This window comes from Cytobacillus purgationiresistens, from assembly GCF_030813235.1.
GTDB lineage: Bacteria > Bacillota > Bacilli > Bacillales > Cytobacillaceae > Cytobacillus > Cytobacillus purgationiresistens.
The window spans coordinates 40,479-60,908 of sequence record NZ_JAUSUB010000024.1; the positions used below are offsets into that span (position 1 = coordinate 40,479).

Here is a 20,430-nt window from a genome sequence, read left to right on the forward strand (position 1 = left end):
CTTATTTCCCACCCTTCGATCCAATTTTCGCTAATACAAAATTCAACAATAAGATAAAGGAGAATAGTACAATACCGGTTGCAAACAGCATTTCTTGATGCGTTCCGAATGCATATCCCATTTCTAAAGCAATATTTGTTGTTAATGGACGAACACTGTCTGTTAAGCTTGTAGGTAAAATCAGGCTGTTTCCAGCAACTAATATGACTGCCATTGTTTCTCCGATTGCTCGACCCAACCCTAGAACAATCGCTGCCATAATGCCTGATTTTGCTGCAGGTACAACTACTTTAAAGATGGTTCCGATTTGAGAAGCACCTAATGCCAATGATCCTTCACGATACGTTTTTGGAACTGCACGGATAGCTGTTTCAGCTACCGTAACAATGGTTGGTAGCATCATAATGGCCAGAACAATAATGACAGCTAATAAACTCTGACCTTTTGCTAAACCTAAATTATTTTGCAGAAAAGGGACAATTATCGCAAGTCCGAATACACCATATAAAACAGAAGGGATACCTGCCAACAATTGCACGGCTGGTGAAATGAGTTTAGCAATCGTTTTTGGTGCAATTTCCGCTAAGAAAATAGCTGTAAATAAACCGATTGGCACGCCAATGATTAACGCCCCAAACGTGGCAAAGATCGATGCCACAATCATTGGGAAAATACCAAATTTACCTTCACTTGGTACCCAATCCATTCCAAAAATGAAATCAATAAAGCTATAACCCTCGGCTATAAATGGATGTGCGCCTTTATAAAATACAAATCCAATGATTAACAATAAGCTAATGACTGAAAGAAGCGCACAAAATAGAAATAGTCTTGCTGAAAACTTTTCCAATATATATTTTCGTTTATTTGATTTCCCAATATCTACGATTTGTTTTTCACTCAATGGGCTTGGCATGTTGCATACCTCCAAGATCGCTTTTACATTTGTTGTTCATGATTAACGCTTCAGATATTACATCAATAATTAATTAACTGGTATAGCTCCTGCCTCTGATACAATAGCTTGTCCGTCTGGACTTAAAATATAATCAATGAATTGCTGTCCTGCTTGTGAAAGATTCTCTTCTTTGTGAACAAACAAGAATGGTCGTGATAGACTATATTTCTGCTGCAGAACATTTTCTGCTGTAGCTTCCACTCCGTTAATCTTTAAAGTTGAAATCGTATCATCAATATATTCAAAGGAGATAAAGCCTACTGCATGCTTATTGGTAGCAACAGTAGTTTTAATATTTCCGTTTCCGCTTGCAACAATAGAGTTTCTAATTAACTCACCTGATGTATAGCCCACAATTTCTTGGAATGCATCTCGTGAACCTGATCCATCCTCCCGGGATACAACGACAATTTCCATGTCATCTCCCCCGAGTTGTTTCCAGTTCGTAACCTCTCCAGTAAAAATTTGTTTCACTTGCTCCATCGTCAAGTCTTTCACATTATTAGTCGGATGAGTGACCACTACAATTCCATCATAAGCAACGATGGTCTCATTCAATCCAACCTTTTCTTCTTCTTTCAAGTCACGTGATGACATGCCGATCTCTGACACACCGCTTGTAGCATTTGTTATACCGGCAGAAGAACCAATTTGATTGACTTCTATGTTAACATTCTCATTTTTTTCTTTATATTTGTCTGCTATTTTTTCAGCTAAAGGTCCAACTGATGTGGATCCCGAAATCGATATCGTACCACCGCTGCCGTTTGAAGAATCTTTTCCATTCTCATTATTATTCCCACATGCAGTTAAAACGGCAGCTAATGATAGCACCAATAATCCTATCGTTGTTTTTCTAAAAAACCCCATATTTAAACCTCCAAGATAATCTATTGGCAACCTCTCTTTTTCTTATTCTGTCTAATATAAAGAATAAACATGCTTAGTAAAGACTCTATTAATGTTTCGTAAAGAATTTGTAAATTTGATGAATAGTGCGTAAAAAAATGGTATTAATGTAAATTACTTCCTATTTAAAGAAAGCAAAAAATGCCAGATTCTTGCTATGCTTAGAATCTGGCATTTTTTGCTTTCTTAATTTTGAAATCACGATTGTATGTGAGCTCTGCTTTTCTATGCATAAAAAAACGTATTTTCCCCCTACTTGCTGTTCTATGCTAAAACATCAGTTTGAAGACTTTTTATTTGTATCTCGGCTTTTCTTATCTCAAATAGGTGATTTTCGCTTTTTCAGATTAGATTCTGGACTATTCTCATCTCAAATAGGTGATTTTCGCTTTTTTAGATGAGAATCTGGATTTTTCTCATCTCAAATAGATGATTTCCGCTTTTTAAGATTAGAATCTGGGCTTTTCTCATCTCAAATGCATGATCTCTGCTTTTTTAGATGAGAATCTGGATTTTTCTCATCTCAAATAGATGATTTCCGCTTTTTTAGATCAGAATCTGGGCTTTTCTCATCTCAAATAGATGATTTCCGCTTTTTTAGATGAGAATCTGGATTTTTCTCATCTCAAATAGATGATTTCCGTTTTTTCAGATTAGAATCTGGGCTTTTCTCATCTCAAATGCATGATTTCTGCTTTTTTAGATTCTCATCTCAAATAGATGATTTCCGCTTTTTCAGATTAGAATCTGGGCTTTTCTCATCTCAAATAGATGATTTTCGCTTTTTTAGATGAGAATCTGGATTTTTCTCATCTAAAATAGGTGATTTTCGCTTTTTTTAGATGAGAATCTGGGCTTTTCTCATCTCAAATGCATGATTTCTGCTTTTTTAGATGAGAATCTGGATTTTTCTCATCTCAAATAGATGATTTCCGCTTTTTTAGATTAGAATCTGGGCTTTTCTCATCTCAAATAGATGATTTCCGCTTTTTTAGATTAGAATCTGGATTTTTCTCATCTCAAATAGATGATTTCCGCTTTTTCAGATTAGAATCTGGGCTTTTCTCATCTCAAATGCATGATCTCTGCTTTTTTAGATGAGAATCTGGATTTTTCTCATCTCAAATAGATGATTTCCGCTTTTTTAGATCAGAATCTGGGCTTTTCTCATCTCAAATAGATGATTTCCGCTTTTTTAGATCAGAATCTGGATTTTTCTCATCTCAAATAGATGATTTCCGCTTTTTCAGATTTGAATCTGGGCTTTTCTCATCTCAAATAGGTGATTTTCGCTTTTTTAGATTAGAATCTGGGCTTTTCTCATCTCAAATGCATGATCTCTGCTTTTTAAGATGAGAATCTGGATTTTTCTCATCTCAAATAGATGATTTCCGCTTTTTTAGATCAGAATCTGGGCTTTTCTCATCTCAAATGCATGATTTCTGCTTTTAAATGCAAGGATCATCAATTTCTTTGTTTTATCGGTTTTTAAAAATAGTGTACATCATTAATTAATTCAGATACTCTTCTCTTAACACAGCATAATAATATTCATCCCACCAGATATCCCCATGAGGTATGCACTTTTTAAAATAGCCTTCTCTCCTCATGCCTATTTTCTCCATAACTCGATAAGATGGTATATTTTCTGGCTGGCAGGTTGCAACAATTCTATGCAATTTTAATACATTAAATCCATATTCTAAAAATCCTCTAGCCGCCTCAGTAGCAAGACCTTTATTAATATAGTCGGGATTTAATACCCAGCCAATTTCATAAGTATGACTTCCGAAGTATTGAAAAAATTCAATATGGCCAATTAAGCGATTATTTTCTTTAAGGACGATAGCGAATTTCTCAGCTTTATCGCCTATATTTTCCATCACTATATTGATTGTTTCATCTTCATTTAATACGCCAGTGGACATATACTTCATTACCTCTGGATTAGAGGTATACTCATAAATGCTTATCCAATCCTTCTTCTCAATATTCCTAATTAATAGTCTTTCTGTTGTAAAAATTGTGCTCAATTATTAACACCCCTCTATTTTATTATTTTTTTTAAAATGAAATTCGTTGGATAATTAATGCGATTATTATTCTAAAATATACGGTAAGATTACTAGCATCAGTGAGAGCAAAGGTGGCTTTTTCGGAAGTTTATTTCTGCCCTTGCTTATATAATGAAGTTTATTTCTATAATAGACAAAGAATAGTAACAGAATTGCTATTGAACCAAGCCAAGAAAAAGTAACAGTTGCTTCATTAATGGTATAAAAATTTTCTAAGAGGCCCAACCTATTCCACCAATAAAGGCAAAAACAATCAGGAATCGGATCATTTCCAAGACTACTCTCATCACTTCTTACATACACTCCCTAACATTCCTAAAAATTCAAAACTCTATTTCTCTTAAGTTTTTTCATTTGGGATTACTAATCCTTCTAATTATGCCAGTGTTATTCCTGTTAAACTATATGATGATGGCTTTTCATATTTTAATTAATCGAGCGGAGTTTTTTAGCTGAGAGCAAGAAAATGATAAAGAAGCAAATGACGATTGAACCGCTAACTAACAGTATTTGAGATATGGTAATATGAAAAGTTATGGCTATCGAAGTAATCCCATAAGATAACGGAATTAAACCACTGGAAGCTGTCGACATTAACCCAAAAACTCTACCCATCTTTTGCGGATTAGTTTTTTCTTGTATCATCGTTTTTATTGGGATGTCCCCAGCAGTAATTCAAAAACCAATTAATGCGAAAGCTATGACGCCTTGCCATAAAGTTGTAACCATACTCAGCAGAACCATCGTAACACCTAAAAAACATAGTTGTCCCAATACAATGAAGCCCCTTTTCCGCTTTGGATTAAAAAAACCAATTAAAATGGCGCCTCCGATCATTCCAACAGTTATGGCAATTTCTAATACACTAACGTGAAAGCCAGTACCTTGCAGCACATCGTTAGCAATGAGCGGAATTGCCATACTCCCTGGACCCGCAATAAAAAAATTCAATGTCATACTTACACATCAAAGTAAAAATGAGTGTTGTCTTTTTAACATATTGAACTCCTTCCAAGAAATCTTGATAAGGTGACTGGCTTTTCATTGCAACAGCGTTTTTCTCATATTTAATTGCATTTATCACGATACTTGTAATGATTAAGCAAAGAGCAACAATGGGGAAAATGAATTGATAGGAGACCGTTTCAATTAATAGTGCACCGATGATTGGACCTGCAATGAACACTGTTTGATTTGTCGTTTGAAGAATTGAATTTCCCCTTAATAACTGCTCCTTAGATAGGATATTAGGCAGCATCGATTGGTTTCATCTATTATCCCAAAGATTGTGGCAAACACCAACACTGTAGAAATGTTCAGTTGCCCAATATAGAAAACGATTCCCATCCCGATCGAGCAGTACTCCTCTGGTTAAAAGAGAATAAAACATGATTTTCACTCTATTAAGCTTATCGGCATACTCCCAACCAAGATCGCTGATTGAGTTCATTGATGACATTCCATGTCTCAGTCATAAGATAGATAGAAAAAGATAATCCTGAAACAATGCCAGCAATCCATAGTAATAAAAAGTCTTTATTTGCAAATCATGATGGAGCAGCGGAAGGATCTTCAGCTACTATCTTAGCGTCCTGGGACATATTAATCCTCCTTATTCGGTTCGCTTTTCTTATTTTCCTCAAAATAAGGGTCATCGATTTGAAAGCCTAGAGTTGTAAGGTAATAGAAGTTTCCGACTTTATCTTCCATACCTTTGAATTCATCTATTAACTCCCTGTATTTTCTAAGTCATTCAATAAATTGTTCTTCAGTAGCCCTCGTTTCTAGCTGCATCGATATTAATGGCAGTCCTTCCTGCTTAGATCCTGCAAAATCAAATGCTTCTTCTGGTGCAGTCAATGCCCTAATTCGTGCACGTGATTAATTCTTTGTAGTAGTTACCTACATCATCAATATAAGGCAATATTTTCTCACTTGGTATGTAGCCTTTAGCTGTTGCTTTATAATACTTTTGAAGAACACCTCCTTTTTCTTCCGTTCTTATGATTTCCACAAACTGATGCTTTTCTAATTCGAAAGCATAATGCACTTTTGATCTTGGCACTTCTAATATTTCTGAAAGATTTTGTCCCGTATAAGATTGTTCAAGTAATAGAGATATTATTTTGGTTCTAAATGGATCACTCACTGCTTTTAATTGTTGGAGGTCTTCAATAATCATATATGACTTTTGTGATGACATATTTCCCTCTCCTTTACAATAAATTCACATTAGGAAAAAGTTGTCAATTCAATTATCTGATTATTTTTATAAATCAGGATGTATATTGTATAATCTACTATGCTTTCATACGAAATAATTTATATCTAGCTTCACCTTTTTCAGCTTTAAAATCTAATTATTACTCTCATGAAATTACGAAGAATTTCAACAAAATTAATAGAAGTCACAAATTCGGTAACATATTCTCCCTATCCCTATTTCTTAAATTTACGTTAACTTACCAATTTAGCTACAAAAAAACCCTCCAAGTAAACTTTTGAGTACAAGTTTCCCTGTCCTCAGTTTACCTAAAGGGGATTGTGTCATTTATATTAGCTTGTTTTTCTTACACTTGTTTACTATCTCCAACTGGTACATCCACTTTTGCAGTTGACTGATCCTTTACCGGTCTCTTAGCCCAATAGGTAGCTAAGATTGGACCAGAGATATTATGCCAAACAGCTCCTAGTGCACTCGGGATTGCAGCTACTGGACCAAAGTGGGCAGTTGCTAACGCAACACCTAAACCTGAGTTTTGCATACCAACTTCAATTGATATCGCTCTTCTTGTTCCTTCATCTAGCTTAAGTGCAACCGCAGCAATATACCCTAAGAACAGTCCTGCCGCATTATGAAGAATAACTGCTAGAAATACGATTAGTCCTGCAGTGGCGATTTTACCAGCATTTCCTGCAACAACTGCAGTTACAATAATAATAATCGCGGCTACTGATATAAGCGGGATTACATTTAAGCTTTTTTCTACGGTAGTTGGAAGTAATTTTTTCACGATTAAACCTAGAACAATTGGAACGATAATTACCTGAAAAATCGATAGGAACATTGATATTGGATCAACTGGCATCCATTGACCTGCCAACCCTAATAAAATAAGTGGTGTGGCTATCGGTGCAACTAATGTTGATACTGAAGTCATTGCAATAGAGAGTGCTACATTCCCTTTCGCTAAATAAACCATGACATTCGAGGCAGTCCCGCCCGGTACTGATCCGAGAAGTACCAGACCTGCAGCAAGCGCTGCTGGTAATTGCAATAAATAAGCAATGGCAAATGCAGTTAAAGGCATGATGGTATATTGAGCTATTAGTCCAATAATTACTGGCATTGGGTTTGTTAAAATGATTTTAAAGTCGACTGCCTTAAGGGTTAATCCCATTCCAAACATGACAACGCCGAGTAAGATTGTTATATAGCCGCCAAACATTAAGAATGCTTCAGGAACTAAGAAAGCAATAACGGCTGCTAATATTACCCAAACAGCGAAATATTTGCCCGCAATATTGCTAATGGCTTCAAGTATTTTCATTGAGATTCACCCTGTCCTTTGGTTTTAATAATTTTGTTGGGATTTAAGATATTGTTTGGGTCAAGGACTGATTTTATTTTTTCCATCACCCTTAAGGCTTTGCCATGCTCTTTTTCTTGGTACTTTTGTTTCCCAATGCCAACACCATGCTCGCCAGTACAAGTGCCCCCTCTTTCCAAAGCATACATAACGATCATTTCATTGAACTTCTCTGCAGACTTAATTTCTTCAGGGTTATCTAAATCCAGCATAATGAGAGCGTGGAAATTCCCATCGCCGACATGGCCGGTAATGCCTCCAGTAAGGTTAAGTGCTTGCAATCCTTCTCTTGAATGACTGATTGCCCCAGCGAGTTCAGAAATAGGAACACAAACATCCGTTACCATTAGTTTTCTACCAGGATAGCCATGAACATATGCATAGGCTAAGTTGTGACGAGCATCCCATAATTGGTTGCGTGCAGCAGTATCCGTTTCAAACTCGATGCCATCACAGTTGTGATCCGCCACAATTACTTTCATAAATTCTACATCCTGAGTTAAACCAGCCTCATTCCCATGAAACTCTAAGAAAAGTGTAGGCTGTTCCTTATACGATGTTTCGCTGAATAAATTTACCTGATGGATAGACTCCTCGTCTACAAGCTCTACACGCGCAATCGGAATGCCTGCCTGCAAGATACTAACAACCGCGCCTACCGCGTCATCCACTGTTTTGAAGGTCGCTCGACCAGCCATTGTAAATTCAGGAATACCATAAACCCTCAAGGTTAACTCGGTAAAGCAGCCTAATGTACCTTCTGAGCCGATAAATAGCCCGTTCAGATGGTAGCCGGAGGATGATTTAGCAGCTAGGCTTCCTGTATGTATGATTTCTCCATCAGCAAGCACTACCTCTAAATCACGGACTTGATCGCGCATCACGCCGTATTTCACAGATGTTGTCCCACTTGCATTTGTTGCCGCCATTCCTCCAAGGGTTGCATCTGCCCCAGGATCAACTGGGAAAAACAAGCCATATTTCTTCAGTTCTTTATTTAATTGCGACCGTGTCACACCAGGTTGAACCTTCACAAGAAAATTATCTTCTCTTACTTCCAAAACTTTATTCATTAACGAAAAATCTATCGTAATCCCATGCTCATATGGAATTGTATGTCCTTCCAAACTTGAACCAACTCCAAATGGAACAACTGGCACTTGATATTTTTGTGCAAGTCTCATAACGTCGCTTACTTCATCTGCTGAAGTTGGAAAGACCACTAAATCAGGTAAACTTGCAGTATGGTAAGATTCATCCTTACTATGCTGCTCTAAAATGGTCTGATTCGTCGTTACTTGTTCCCTCGGCAAAAAACTAAGTAAAGCGCTTACTAATTCTTCTTTTGCTGCTTCATTCTCATGAGCTGTCTTCATAATATTCTCTCCCTTAACTGAAATGCGGAAGGGCCTTGCTCAGCCCCGACAAGCATAAGGCGCGTAAGAAATGATGGTTGATCTTTATCTTCAATTCTTACGTGACTTATGATCTCGAGGGGCTAGGCCCTGCAGCTGGACAATCTGAAATGCGGAGGTGGCTTGCTCAGCCCCGACAAGCTTAAGACGCGTAGGAAGGGAAGGTTGTTCTTTACCTTTCATTCCATGACCTCGTGGGGCTAGCCACCGCAGCTGAAATCATCAGAGCCTGGACCAATTATTTAAATTTTTTAAAAATTGGTCTAACATGTACTAATTGTACTAAATAATCAGAAAAAATCAATATTTAAAATTTTTAAAATTGAATAGTTTTAACAGTTTCTGTATGATGAATCAGAAGGAGTGACCTTAAATAATGGAACCGCCTAAGAAGAAGATTTACAAAGTTATTGCTGAACAAATTAATCAATATATACTCTCAGAAAACCTTTGTATTGGGGATCGCTTACCTCCTGAAAGAGAATTGGCCATCCAATTTAATTCAAGCAGGACCTCTGTTAGAGAAGCTCTTAGAAAGCTAGAGATAAAAGGAATTCTTGAGATAAAACAAGGAAGCGGCACTTATATTAAATCATTGGACCAATTACACCCAACAGAAAAAATGACTTCAGCTGTCTCTCAGGCAGATAAAACAAATATTTATGAAATGCTTGATTTAAGACGGGTTCTAGAAGTTGAGTGTGCAGGGCTCGCCTCTGCAAGAGCTACCTCCCAAGATCTCGCCAGAATCCGTGATGCATTGTTGATGATGGAGCAATCAGAAAATGATGAAAATGGACTTCATGGTGATTTAATTTTTCATTTAAGCATTGTTCAAGCCTCTCATCATTCTATTTTTATTCAGCTCATCGAAAGCCTGACAAATCATATGAGAGAAACAATTAAAGCTACCCGCAACAACCGATTTGCCGATTCTACCAGGCTGCAAGAAACATTTTATGAACATAGAGAGATTTATTTGGCCATTGCTTCTGGAGAAAGTAAGGCTGCTAAAATACTCATGGAAAAGCACATCACCCAAGTCAGAAAAGAATTAACTGAATCTCTATTGAATCAAAACGAGAGTAAATATTATTCTTTTTAATTCATGTGCAGTAGAATATAGTACAAGCAACAAATCATATTGAAGGAGGTATCTTGCTTTGGCCACAGTATTTGATTTTGAAGTCAAAAAAACGAATGGTGAGATAAAAGCTTTAAAGGATTATGAGGGAAAGCCTCTTCTCATTGTCAATGCAGCCAGCAAATGTGGATTGACCCCTCAATTCAAGGGATTACAGGAGCTTTATGATAAGTATGAGGATCAAGGCTTAGAAATCCTCGGTTTTCCTTGCAGCCAATTCAATAATCAAGAATTTGAAAATATCGATGAAACTACTGAATTTTGCCAAGTCAACTATGGCGTGTCATTTCCGATGTTTGCAAAAATCGATGTGAATGGCGATAACGCTGATCCCCTATTTGCATTTCTAAAGGATGAAAAGAAGGGCGTATTATCAAAAAACATTAAATGGAATTTCACTAAATTCCTCATCGATCAGCATGGTAATGTTGTGGATCGATATGCGCCAACAACTGAACCTAGCAAAATAGAAGAAGATATAGCAAAACTTCTGTAACAGTAAAAGGGACCTACTATTTAGGTCCCTTTTTAGTTGCGGTCATTTTTGGGGTCGATGGTTAAAATTGATTCAGCGACTTTTTCGATATTATCAGCGATAATCCGATTTTATCAGCAACTTTTTCGTTTTATCAGCGATAATTCCTTTTTATCAGCGATTTTTCTTTTACAGCTAAAAACTTGCTATCTTCTATATGTTGTCCGATATCCTTTTTTCGTTAAAATCCCTTACTATTTTTCCAACTGGAACTATATCAGCGATTTTTTGAATTTATCGGCGATAATCCCTTTTTATCGGCGACTTTTTCGATTTTATCAGCGATAATGCGATTTTATCGGCGATTTTTCTTTTACAGCTAAAAACTCGCTATCTTCTATATGTTGTCCGCTACTTTTTTCGTTAAAATCGCTTACTATTTTTCCAACTGAAGCTATATCAGCGATTTTTTGAATTTATCGGCGATAATCCCTTTTTATCAGCGACTTTTTCGATATTATCAGCGATAATCCGATATTATCGGCGATTTTTCTTTTACAGCTAAAAACTCGCTATCTTCTATATGTTGTCCGATCCTTTTTTCGTTAAAATTGCTTATTATTTTTCCAACTGGAACTATATCAGCGATTTTTTCAATTTATCAGCGATAATCCCTTTTTATCAGCGATTTTTTCGATTTTATCAGCGATAATCCGATTTTATCGGCGATTTTTCTTTTACAGCTAAAAACTCGCTATCTTCTATAAATTGTCCGCTACTTTTTTCGTTAAAATTGCTTACTATTTTTCCAACTGAAGCTATATCAGCTATTTTTTAAATTTATCGGCGATAATCCCTTTTTATCAGCGATTTTTTCGATTTTATCAGCGATAATCCGATTTTATCGGCGATTTTTCTTTTACAGCTAAAAACTCGCTATCTTCTATAAATTGTCCGCTACTTTTTTCGTTAAAATCGCTTACTATTTTTCCAACTGAAGCTATATCAGCGATTTTTTAAATTTATCAGCGATAATCCGATTTTATCAGCGATACTTCTTTTTTAAAGCCAAAATGAGTTTCACGGCAATGAAAAACGTCCGCAAACAAAAAAGGAACCTATAATTATAGGTTCCCTCCTGTTTATTGCTCTTTATTTTTTTTAGACAATCTGCCTAAAAGGAACGCACCGGCAGCAACGCCAAGTACTGTGTTTGTCTTTTTATTAAATACTTGTTTAGCAACTAAGTTTAAGTTTTGCGGTCTTTCTGCAAGACGGCGCATGTAGTAACCATACCAGTCGTCGCCAAATGGAATATACGTACAGAAGTTATATCCTTCTTTAGCTAACTCCAGCTGCATTTCTTTGCGGAAACCATAAAGCATTTGGAACTCAAACTTATCATTTGAAATTTCATGTTTTTTCACAAAACGTTTCACATGATTAATTACGTTATGGTCATGTGTAGCAATGGATGTGAACTTACCATTCAACAAATGATGTTCAATCAGTTTGATATAGTTCTTATCGATTTCCTCTTTGGATGTATAGGCAACATCTGCTGGTTCTTTATAAGCACCTTTTACAATGCGAAGACGATAGTTTTTGTACTGCTCGATGTCTTCAGCCGCTCTGTAGAAATAGGCTTGAATAACTGTACCAATGTTGTCATACTCTTTAGATAGCTCGTCCAATAAGTCGAAAGAAGGCTGAAGGCGATCATGATCTTCCATATCGAAATTAATGAAGATACCATAACCATATGCTTTAGCTACAATTTCTTTTAAATTATCCAAGCAAAAGGAGTAATCGATGTCGAGCCCAAGCTGTGAAGGTTTTAAAGAAATATGGGCATCTACTTTACTCTCATGAATAGCTTCAACTACTTCAAGAATTTGTTCTTTTGCTGCTGTCGCATCTTCTTTCTTCATTACGAATTCTCCAAGATTGTCGACAGTGCAAGAGATACCATGAGCATTAAGCTCTTTAATGCTATTAATCGCTTCAGCAATATTCGTCCCTGCAACAACACTTTGAGCACCTAATTTTAGGCCGTATTTTTTTGCAGCTGTATTGAGAAACTGATTTTTGGATAGACCAATAAATAGATCTTTCAGCATAGCGATTACTCCTTATCATATAAAATTTCTACCGTATTAGTATATCATAATAAAATAATAAAACTTATTGTGCGAATTTTTATTTATTTCAAAAAGTCATACTCCTTAAAAGAAGTATGACACCAGAGAAATTATAAATCCTCTATGACTATATAAGTGGCATTGATTGGTCCGTGAACACCGACGACTAAGTTCATTTCTATATCGGCAGAATTACTCGGTCCAGTTATAAAATTAATGCATGAAGCAAGCTTGCCTTCTTCGATTGTCTTTTTTCTTATCAACCTTGCAGCTTGGGTCATCCGCGGGACAATCGAACTTTTAGCTATAAGAATGATCGATTTCATTGGCAAGAAGCTGACTGTTCTTCCTTTGTCTTTACTGCTAAATAGGACTGCAGTTCCTGATTCTGCCAAAGTAATATCACTAATGGTTAAGCCAATATTTGCTTGTTCAGCATATGGAATGTTTTCATGCTCCCTAGAGGCATCCCATTCATGGAACTCCATTCCTTGGCCAGACCATTCTTTAAATAAATTTGCTACTCCATATTCAGTAAAGCGCACATCTCGCCAAGCAACAATTGGCCCCCCGCCATATTCTGATACGCGAGTTTGCAATGTTTCCAATAAACCCTGCTTTGTAGTAACAATTAAGTCAGTATGGATTAGAATACATTGTTTTTTTAATACATCCAACAGCTCATCCTTGCTGGCGTCCTTCAACACTTTATCCTGAGGATGATAGCTCCAGTTTGGTTTGTCAACCTCTGTTAATGGTTGATCTCGGCCAAGCCGACCAGCAATCTTATTAAGAAAAGCCTCTCTATTGTGTATCGTTCCTGTCATGATTTTCTTCCCCTTTCGGACGGTTTTTAAACCAATCACGGAATCTTTCCTTCTGCGGTGCTGGGAATTCCCGGATCTCGGTCCATGCTTTTAGGGGACCTACACCTTTTGAGATACGATTACCATCTGTAAATGGACTGATCGCTGCTGAAGCAACTTTCGATCCCACTTTATAGAGAGAAGGGGATGCTGCGCCTAAGCCAAATGCCTTCATGGCTAACTTTTCTGAGATAGGCGCTTTCCCTTCTTTTTCAACAATGACTTGCCTATGTTTATGAAGCAATTCATGTAAAGGAATTTTCACCGGGCAAACTTCGGTACAAGCACCGCATAAGGTCGAGGCGTATGGAAGCTCTTTATAATCATCATAGCCCCCTAAAAGTGGTGAAAGAACTGCTCCAACGGGTCCAGAGTAAATCGATCCATATGAATGCCCTCCGACATGGCGATAGACTGGACAAACATTCACACATGCTGCACAACGAATACACTGCAGAATTGACTGGAACTCACTTCCAAGAATCTTTGAGCGGCCATTGTCAACAACTACAAGGTGAAATTCTTCTGGCCCATCAACCGCCTCTTCCTCTTTTGGTCCGCTTAAAACTGTCACATAACTGGGAAGTTTTTGTCCAACTGCACTTCTCGATAGCATGCTGACCAGTACTTCCATTTCTTCAAATGATGGTACGAGCCGCTCCATGCCCATAACTGTAATTTGCGTTTTTGGCAGGGCTGTTGAAAGATCTGCATTTCCTTCATTTGTCACAAGACAGATTGAGCCAGTTTCTGCCACAGCAAAGTTACAGCCAGTGATTCCTACATCTGCCGTTAAATAGTCATTTCTCAGCATTTTTCTCGCATGCTTCGTTAGCTCTTCAGGGTCCTCTGTCCCTTGATATCCTAATTTCCTTGTAAAGACGTCCTTCACTTGTTCTTTATTTTTATGAAGAGCTGGTGCAACGATATGAGATGGCAAATCATGATCATCTACCTGCAGGATGTATTCTCCCAGATCGGTTTCGATCACCTCGCAGCCAATGCCTTCAAGGTTTTTATTCAAGTCAATTTCTTCTGTTACCATTGACTTAGATTTCACAACCTTTTTTGCATTTTTCTTCTTCATGACATCAATGATATATTGATTAGCTTCTTCAGCCGTTTCGGCAAAAAATACATGTCCACCTCTTTTAGACACATTTTCACTTAATTGATGGAGGTAATAATCTAGATTAGCTAGAACATGCTGGCGTATCTCCTCACCTAACGATCTCCACTCCTCCCAATTACCGAGCTCTTCTGCAGCATCCTGTCTGCGAATTTCTAAGCGGTCTTGTGCACCTGAAACCGCACTCCGCATAAAAGTATTATTTAATCCCGAGTCTACTCTTTCATTAAATTTATCCGTACCTATCTTCATCGGCATGCTTTGCTCACCTCTTATTAGTTTTTAGCGACTGTTCAATACCTCCGCAATATGCATCACTTTTACAGGTGCGCCGACTCGCTCAATTCTTCCGCCAATATTCATTAAGCATCCAGCATCTGCTCCTATTAAAATCTCCGACTCTGTTTCATTTACATGATGAACTTTTTCATCTACCATTTGCTCTGAGATTTTCCCCATTTTGACAGAGAAGGTACCGCCAAATCCGCAGCATTGACTTTTATTTGGTAATTCACTAAACTCCAAACCTTTCACATGACTCAACAATTTCATTGGCGCTTCCTTTACGCCTAATAATCTCGTCATATGACAGGAAGTGTGGAAAGTTGCTTTTGCCTCAAGACGAGCGCCAACATCCTCAACCCCTAAGACATTGACTATAAATTCAGTCAGCTCATACGTCCTTTCTGCAAGCGCTTTTGCTTTCGGTTCCCACACAGCGTCCCCTTGAAAAACATGCTCATATTCATGAAACATATAAGCGCAAGATCCAGAAGGGCAAATGACATATTCTGAGTCGCTAAATGTTGTAATCATTCGCTTCATCGCTTCCTTGGATTCCTTCACATAACCGCTATTATAAGATGGCTGCCCACAACAAACCTGAGATTCCGGGAAATCCACCTCACAGCCAAGTTTCTCTAACAATTCGACAGTCGCCTTTCCAGCGTTACTATTAAACATGTCTACTAAACAAGTAGCAAAGAGCGTAACTTTCACTGATGCGCCCCCCTTTGTTTTAATTTTTTTTATTATCAGATATATGTAATATACTATCACTCCTATTTATTTTTTGAAATGCTTAGATTCCCAAGTCATTTTAAAACCATAAAAAAAAGACAATTCCATAAGGAAATTGCCCCGTTCATCTATACTCCCCTCCTGGAAACTTTACAATTTCCCATTTTTTCTTTCTAAGCGCTGACATCACTTCTTCCCCTACGTTTAAGTTGCTTTCTACCAATTCTTTAGGAGTGAGAGCTAGCCATTGAGTAAGCGAAACATCTTCATAAATTGGGGCTTTAAAGATTTCTAAGAACCATAACGTTGTATCTCCAGTATTTTGAATATAATGGCCGTTGCAGAATGGTATATATCCTACATCTCCCGCTTTTACATTAAAGGTGCGCGCAGTTCCATCCGCTGCAAAAGCAGTCATTCTTCCTTGGCCAGTTAAAAAATATTGCCACTCATCATTATTCGGGTGCCAATGCATTTCCCTCATTGCACCAGGAAGTACTTCAACTAAGGCTGCAGATATCAATTTGGAGACGGGAAAGTTTCTAGAATCAGCAATACGCACGGAGCCACCAGGCGATTTAAGTGATTCTTGCCCTAGCAATGAATGAGCAAACCTTCTTGTGCCAAATGGACTGGATGGCTCATCTTCCTTAATAGATTTTGGAACTTGTGATTGATAAATATATTTCTGTTCCCTTGGAATTTTGGCAAAGGCTTCTTCACCTACACCAAAATTCGCAGCCAATACTTCCTGCGGTGTATGTGCAAACCAATCAGAAAGAGAAAATGTATCAAGGTCAGAAAAGCCTCCATTATCGAATACGAGAAGAAACTCACAGCCTTCGTCTAACCCTTGGATCGAATGGGGGATGCCCGGCGGAAAATACCATAAATCTCCTTGCTCCACATCTGCAACGAAATTTTTCCCATTTTCATCAACGGCTGTAATCCTCGCTTTTCCCAAAAGCATGTATGCCCATTCTACTTCTTTATGCCAATGGAGCTCCCTCACTCCCCCTGGAGTCAGCCTCATATTGACTCCTGCTAGTGTGACTGCAACAGGCAGCTCCCTAACAGTGATTTGCCTTGACCATCCGCCATTCTTTAGCACCATACTTGTATCAGAAAATGAAAAGGTTAAATTCGGAATCGTACCGGCATCCGTGGTTGGCGGAACAAGCATATCTGGATTTTCAATATCTCGCAGAACATCCCTTGGTCCCGAATCAGTAGCTCCAGCTTGATCTTGTTCTCTGATAGGCTCGGGAATCTTATCTCGGGGAATACTTTTTATCAGTTGAGAAGCATTTAGCTTGTTTTTATCCATTGCATCCACTCCTTCTTATTAGGCCGCCAACTCAATATATGTTGTCTTTTATATGAAATGAACTTTAAGCACGTTAGCTTTTAAAAAAAAACATAAAAAACCCGTTCTATTAATAGAATCGGGGCATTATTGTATGATTTTTGTTACTTAATATATGAGGAACCAACTAAGGACTCTGGCTTCTGACCAATCGCTAACAGAAAAATTTTGGAGTAGTTAAGATTGCTGAATTTGACCATCACTTGTTTTAAAACTCTGAAATCGTGATTGGCTTTCAGTTTTTGCATTTCACTTTTATAAATCCGCTGAACAGAATCGTACGCAAATTTCGGTGCTGCTTCGCCAGGGTATTCATCCATTATTAAGTGGCCCATATACTGATACTTATATTGCAGCGCACGTGTAAGATAAATCACTTCTAATAGTTTCTCAAAAAGGACTGGATAGTCTTTTTTCATTTTTTCTATCTCGATTTGTGCGTCTTGCAGTTCATCTATACTTGATAAAGCAATCATCCTTATCCTCCTTAGTGATCCCAAGGTTTATCCAATGAAATATACTCAGCCAGCTTTTTGCTTTGTTTCCTTCTCATCTTCCGGATCTCCGCTCTTTCTTTGCCAGTCTGATAAAGGAATTTTTCTTCTTCTGTTTCTGCAATAACAGCTGGTACTGGGACTGGTTTTTTATTTTCGTCAAGAGCAACGAAGGTTAAAAAGGCTGTGGCGGCAACTCTGCGTTCACCAGTGATAATATCTTCTGCGATCACTTTGCAAAAGATCTCCATTGAAGTGGTCCCCGTATAATTTACAAACGATTCCACACAGACAGAATCTGTCTGGTGAATAGGGTGCAAGAAATCAATTGAATCCGTAGAGGCTGTCACACATTCTTTAACTCTGGAGTGCCTGCGTGCAGATAACGCTGCTGCATCGTCCAGTTTCTTCATTAATACGCCACCAAAAAGTGTATTATAGTTATTTAAATCGGCAATCAATACTTGTGAAGTATTGACAACGCGGCTTTCTCTCGCTTTTTTTGTTTCCATTACTACATCCTTTCATGCACCAATAAGCGGGGAGGTTTCCCCACCTAAGGCTAGCTGAATCCTCACTCTATGTTTGGACTGATTTGCCTCCTATAGAGTTGTATAAAAGGAGGAATTCTTCTATAGAAAAATTGTACGATGCAGTACTCATTAAGTAAAATGGTTATATTTCATCTATAGGATAGCTTTTATCTATGTAACGGTTTTCATGTATTCCTCTTATACATATAAAGTACACAAAAAATACGGTTAGACTAATTAAACCGCCAGATTCTGTCATTTTTTCAGTTTTTCTTTAGTAAACTTAATCCATTCTTTTGCTGCTAGAGACAGATATTGATCCTTGCCCCATATCATCCCAAGCTCCCATCTGATTGTAGGATTAATCACTTTAACAGACTTTATATTTCCGTGCAGATTTTTGCAAATGCTCTCTGGCATGAATGCGATCCCCAGCTTCCAAGAGACCATATCTTCTATAAATGACCTTTGCGAGCTTTCTGATATCACTTTTGGATGAAAGCCGACATTTTTACACGCATGTATAATTCGGTCATTCAATACAAAGTCACTATTGAATAAAATGAATGACTCCTCTGCCAATTCCGCCAGATCAACCTCTTCACGTTTAGCCAATGGGTGGGATACAGATAGAATAAGCCTTATGTCTTCTTCTATAAAAGAATAATGATCGAACAGTTCGTTTTTCGTTGGAAGAACGATGACTCCTACATCCAATTGATTATTTGCCACGAGGTCTTCAATCTTTTTCGAGCCATCCTCGACTAATTGAAAGGTGATCCCAGGATATTTCTTATGGAATCGGCTAATAATCTCAAGAAAAAAGTGAGCATCAAATATTGGCGGCAGCCCTATGCGGATATGGCCTTTCTTTAATCCCAACAGACTATCCATTTCCTCTTCCAAATTATGAAAGGCTTTATCAATTAATTTTGCCTGCTCCAAAATGATTTTTCCTGCATCAGTAAGAACGAGCTGCTTTCTTGACCTATCAAACAATGCAGCACCTAATTCATCCTCAAGATTTTTAATCATTTTACTGATTGTTGGCTGCGTAATAAACAAATTATCAGCTGCACGAGAAAAACTATTCACTTTTGCCACTTCAATAAAATACAATAAATGCTTAATATCCAATCAATTCACCTGACTCTTGTGGAATTATGAAACGAAAAGTTTAGTTTAACATAGGCATGTTTATGTTGTTGATAGATATCAATTATTTAAGTATTAACAGAATTCAAGCTTTCATGATTCCTATGTACTCATATGAAAATTAAATCAACCTTTTATTAAGTAATCTAAATGCTGCAAATGCAATTCCTAATGCAGCTAAACCAATTGTCAGCGGGGGTAGATAATGAGTGCTACCAATAACTACTTGCTCTTGAATGTTTGCTGCGTCCAACGATGAACCAAGATCGGGTGTATAAAAGCTTGTGAGTAGAAGTCCCGTTAAAATTTCGATGCCTATAAAAACACAGCTGAATGAAGCAGCAAATACGATGAATTTTTTCATATATATATTTCCTCCTTACTCCTATGATGCTTCCCGTTCTACAAGATCATTGTTAATCTTCCTTAATTCCTAAAATTAAGGTAGAAAATAGAATGTTACTGCTAATAATAAGCCCGCTCCCAAATTGAAAAGCTGCCAATATAGGCATCGGCAATCATCATATATTGTTTCCCATCGCTTCCATCTAATTGTCTGCTTAGCCAGTACTGCCCAAGTGATGTACCAAAGATACACTTGAAAACATAAGAATAATTCCGGATAGTACCATCAAACTTGAGATGAGGCTTATACCCTTTATGTGGTTTATAGCAATTGGATCTCCCCCTAAGGTTATTGTATAGAATATTTGAATGTCCTATACGAAAAAACGATAAGGATTCACTTTTATCGTCAAAAAAACATAGAATCCAATGATCCTATGTTCCAATTAGCTTCATTCTATTTATAGTTTTCAATACTTCAGCTTCCGGCAACACTCTCTGCACTCAACGGTTTTCTGCGGATTTTCACTTGATAAAAAGTGGTTTTATTTTTGATGATAAAGTCAGGAACTCCGCCTCTATGAGCATGTGCATCTTTAAATTCATTGCTCTTCATCCAGCCTTTGAACCCAGTAGGGTCTTCCCATCTTGTCACAATTGTCACTTCTTCATAATCCTTCGTGTTTTCCGTAAGCATAACTTCTAAGCCTACAAAGCCTTCCATCGTTTCCACTTTGCCAATCCGATTAAACCTTTCGATAAACATATCTGCATTTCCCGGTTTTAAATGAACGGTATTAGTAACAATATACATT

Annotated in this window: 21 protein-coding genes; 2 read left to right on the plus strand and 19 right to left on the minus strand. The window is 37.5% G+C overall.

Annotated elements, in window-relative coordinates; translation table 11 throughout:
- Position 1: 1 nt before the first annotated feature.
- The 9 genes from pstC to J2S17_RS21270 form a co-directional block, all read right to left on the minus strand.
- Positions 2 to 916, minus strand: coding sequence for a phosphate ABC transporter permease subunit PstC (gene pstC, locus J2S17_RS21230; RefSeq protein WP_307477856.1), 915 nt, complete (start codon positions 914 to 916; stop codon positions 2 to 4).
- A gap of 69 nt (positions 917 to 985) precedes the next feature.
- Positions 986 to 1,828 carry a phosphate ABC transporter substrate-binding protein gene (locus tag J2S17_RS21235; RefSeq protein ID WP_307477858.1) on the minus strand — a complete coding sequence of 281 codons (843 nt, stop codon included), beginning with the start codon at positions 1,826 to 1,828 and terminating at the stop codon, positions 986 to 988.
- A gap of 1,550 nt (positions 1,829 to 3,378) precedes the next feature.
- Entirely contained in the window at positions 3,379 to 3,891 is a 513-nt protein-coding gene (locus tag J2S17_RS21240; protein WP_307477913.1) for a GNAT family N-acetyltransferase, read from the minus strand.
- Positions 3,892 to 4,617: 726 nt separating this feature from the next.
- Positions 4,618 to 4,863 (minus strand): MFS transporter, encoded by a 246-nt coding sequence (locus tag J2S17_RS21245; protein WP_307477859.1) that lies wholly within the window; start codon positions 4,861 to 4,863, stop codon positions 4,618 to 4,620.
- Complete coding sequence (locus J2S17_RS21250) at positions 4,841 to 5,200, minus strand: MFS transporter (RefSeq protein WP_307477862.1); 360 nt, start codon at positions 5,198 to 5,200, stop codon at positions 4,841 to 4,843. Before J2S17_RS21250 ends, J2S17_RS21245 begins: the two co-directional genes overlap by 23 nt.
- A 9-nt stretch (positions 5,201 to 5,209) precedes the next feature.
- Positions 5,210 to 5,401 carry a hypothetical protein gene (locus J2S17_RS21255; RefSeq protein WP_307477864.1) on the minus strand — a complete coding sequence of 64 codons (192 nt, stop codon included), beginning with the start codon at positions 5,399 to 5,401 and terminating at the stop codon, positions 5,210 to 5,212.
- Between the two features lie 405 nt (positions 5,402 to 5,806).
- Entirely contained in the window at positions 5,807 to 6,145 is a 339-nt protein-coding gene (locus J2S17_RS21260; RefSeq protein WP_307477866.1) for an ArsR/SmtB family transcription factor, read from the minus strand.
- Between the two features lie 367 nt (positions 6,146 to 6,512).
- A complete protein-coding gene (locus J2S17_RS21265) occupies positions 6,513 to 7,493 on the minus strand; it encodes a bile acid:sodium symporter family protein (protein ID WP_307477867.1) in 981 nt (326 codons plus the stop codon).
- Positions 7,490 to 8,908, minus strand: coding sequence for an FAD-binding oxidoreductase (locus tag J2S17_RS21270; RefSeq protein ID WP_307477869.1), 1,419 nt, complete (start codon positions 8,906 to 8,908; stop codon positions 7,490 to 7,492). Before J2S17_RS21270 ends, J2S17_RS21265 begins: the two co-directional genes overlap by 4 nt.
- Positions 8,909 to 9,323: 415 nt before the next feature.
- On the opposite strand from J2S17_RS21270, the gene J2S17_RS21275 reads away from it, so the two are divergent.
- Together J2S17_RS21275 and J2S17_RS21280 are read left to right on the plus strand one after the other, a co-directional pair.
- Positions 9,324 to 10,052 carry a FadR/GntR family transcriptional regulator gene (locus J2S17_RS21275; RefSeq protein WP_307477871.1) on the plus strand — a complete coding sequence of 243 codons (729 nt, stop codon included), beginning with the start codon at positions 9,324 to 9,326 and terminating at the stop codon, positions 10,050 to 10,052.
- A 58-nt stretch (positions 10,053 to 10,110) separates the two neighbouring features.
- Positions 10,111 to 10,587: a glutathione peroxidase gene (locus J2S17_RS21280; protein WP_307477873.1), complete on the plus strand. Its 477-nt coding sequence runs from the start codon at positions 10,111 to 10,113 to the stop codon at positions 10,585 to 10,587.
- 1,121 nt (positions 10,588 to 11,708) lie between these two features.
- On the opposite strand, the gene J2S17_RS21285 is transcribed toward J2S17_RS21280, so the two are convergent.
- The 10 genes from J2S17_RS21285 to isdG form a co-directional block, all read right to left on the minus strand.
- On the minus strand, positions 11,709 to 12,686 hold the full coding sequence (locus J2S17_RS21285) for a proline dehydrogenase family protein (protein ID WP_307477875.1): 978 nt from the start codon (positions 12,684 to 12,686) through the stop codon (positions 11,709 to 11,711).
- Between the two features lie 131 nt (positions 12,687 to 12,817).
- Positions 12,818 to 13,534, minus strand: coding sequence for a LutC/YkgG family protein (locus tag J2S17_RS21290; protein WP_307477876.1), 717 nt, complete (start codon positions 13,532 to 13,534; stop codon positions 12,818 to 12,820).
- Entirely contained in the window at positions 13,512 to 14,960 is a 1,449-nt protein-coding gene (locus tag J2S17_RS21295) for a LutB/LldF family L-lactate oxidation iron-sulfur protein (RefSeq protein WP_307477877.1), read from the minus strand. The genes J2S17_RS21290 and J2S17_RS21295 overlap by 23 nt, the downstream gene beginning before the upstream one ends.
- A 24-nt stretch (positions 14,961 to 14,984) precedes the next feature.
- On the minus strand, positions 14,985 to 15,701 hold the full coding sequence (gene lutA / locus J2S17_RS21300) for a lactate utilization iron-sulfur protein LutA (protein WP_307477879.1): 717 nt from the start codon (positions 15,699 to 15,701) through the stop codon (positions 14,985 to 14,987).
- Positions 15,702 to 15,846: 145 nt separating this feature from the next.
- Positions 15,847 to 17,049 carry an oxalate decarboxylase family bicupin gene (locus tag J2S17_RS21305; RefSeq protein WP_307477880.1) on the minus strand — a complete coding sequence of 401 codons (1,203 nt, stop codon included), beginning with the start codon at positions 17,047 to 17,049 and terminating at the stop codon, positions 15,847 to 15,849.
- A 143-nt stretch (positions 17,050 to 17,192) separates the two neighbouring features.
- Positions 17,193 to 17,564: a hypothetical protein gene (locus tag J2S17_RS21310; protein WP_307477881.1), complete on the minus strand. Its 372-nt coding sequence runs from the start codon at positions 17,562 to 17,564 to the stop codon at positions 17,193 to 17,195.
- Between the two features lie 11 nt (positions 17,565 to 17,575).
- Entirely contained in the window at positions 17,576 to 18,094 is a 519-nt protein-coding gene (locus J2S17_RS21315; protein ID WP_307477882.1) for an acyl-CoA thioesterase, read from the minus strand.
- Positions 18,095 to 18,370: 276 nt separating this feature from the next.
- Entirely contained in the window at positions 18,371 to 19,252 is an 882-nt protein-coding gene (cidR, locus tag J2S17_RS21320; protein ID WP_307477883.1) for a cidABC operon transcriptional activator CidR, read from the minus strand.
- A 139-nt stretch (positions 19,253 to 19,391) separates the two neighbouring features.
- Positions 19,392 to 19,634, minus strand: a complete 243-nt coding sequence (locus J2S17_RS21325) for a hypothetical protein (RefSeq protein WP_307477884.1) — start codon at positions 19,632 to 19,634, stop codon at positions 19,392 to 19,394.
- Between the two features lie 459 nt (positions 19,635 to 20,093).
- Positions 20,094 to 20,429: a heme oxygenase gene (gene isdG / locus J2S17_RS21330; RefSeq protein ID WP_307477885.1), complete on the minus strand. Its 336-nt coding sequence runs from the start codon at positions 20,427 to 20,429 to the stop codon at positions 20,094 to 20,096.
- Position 20,430 lies beyond the last annotated feature (1 nt).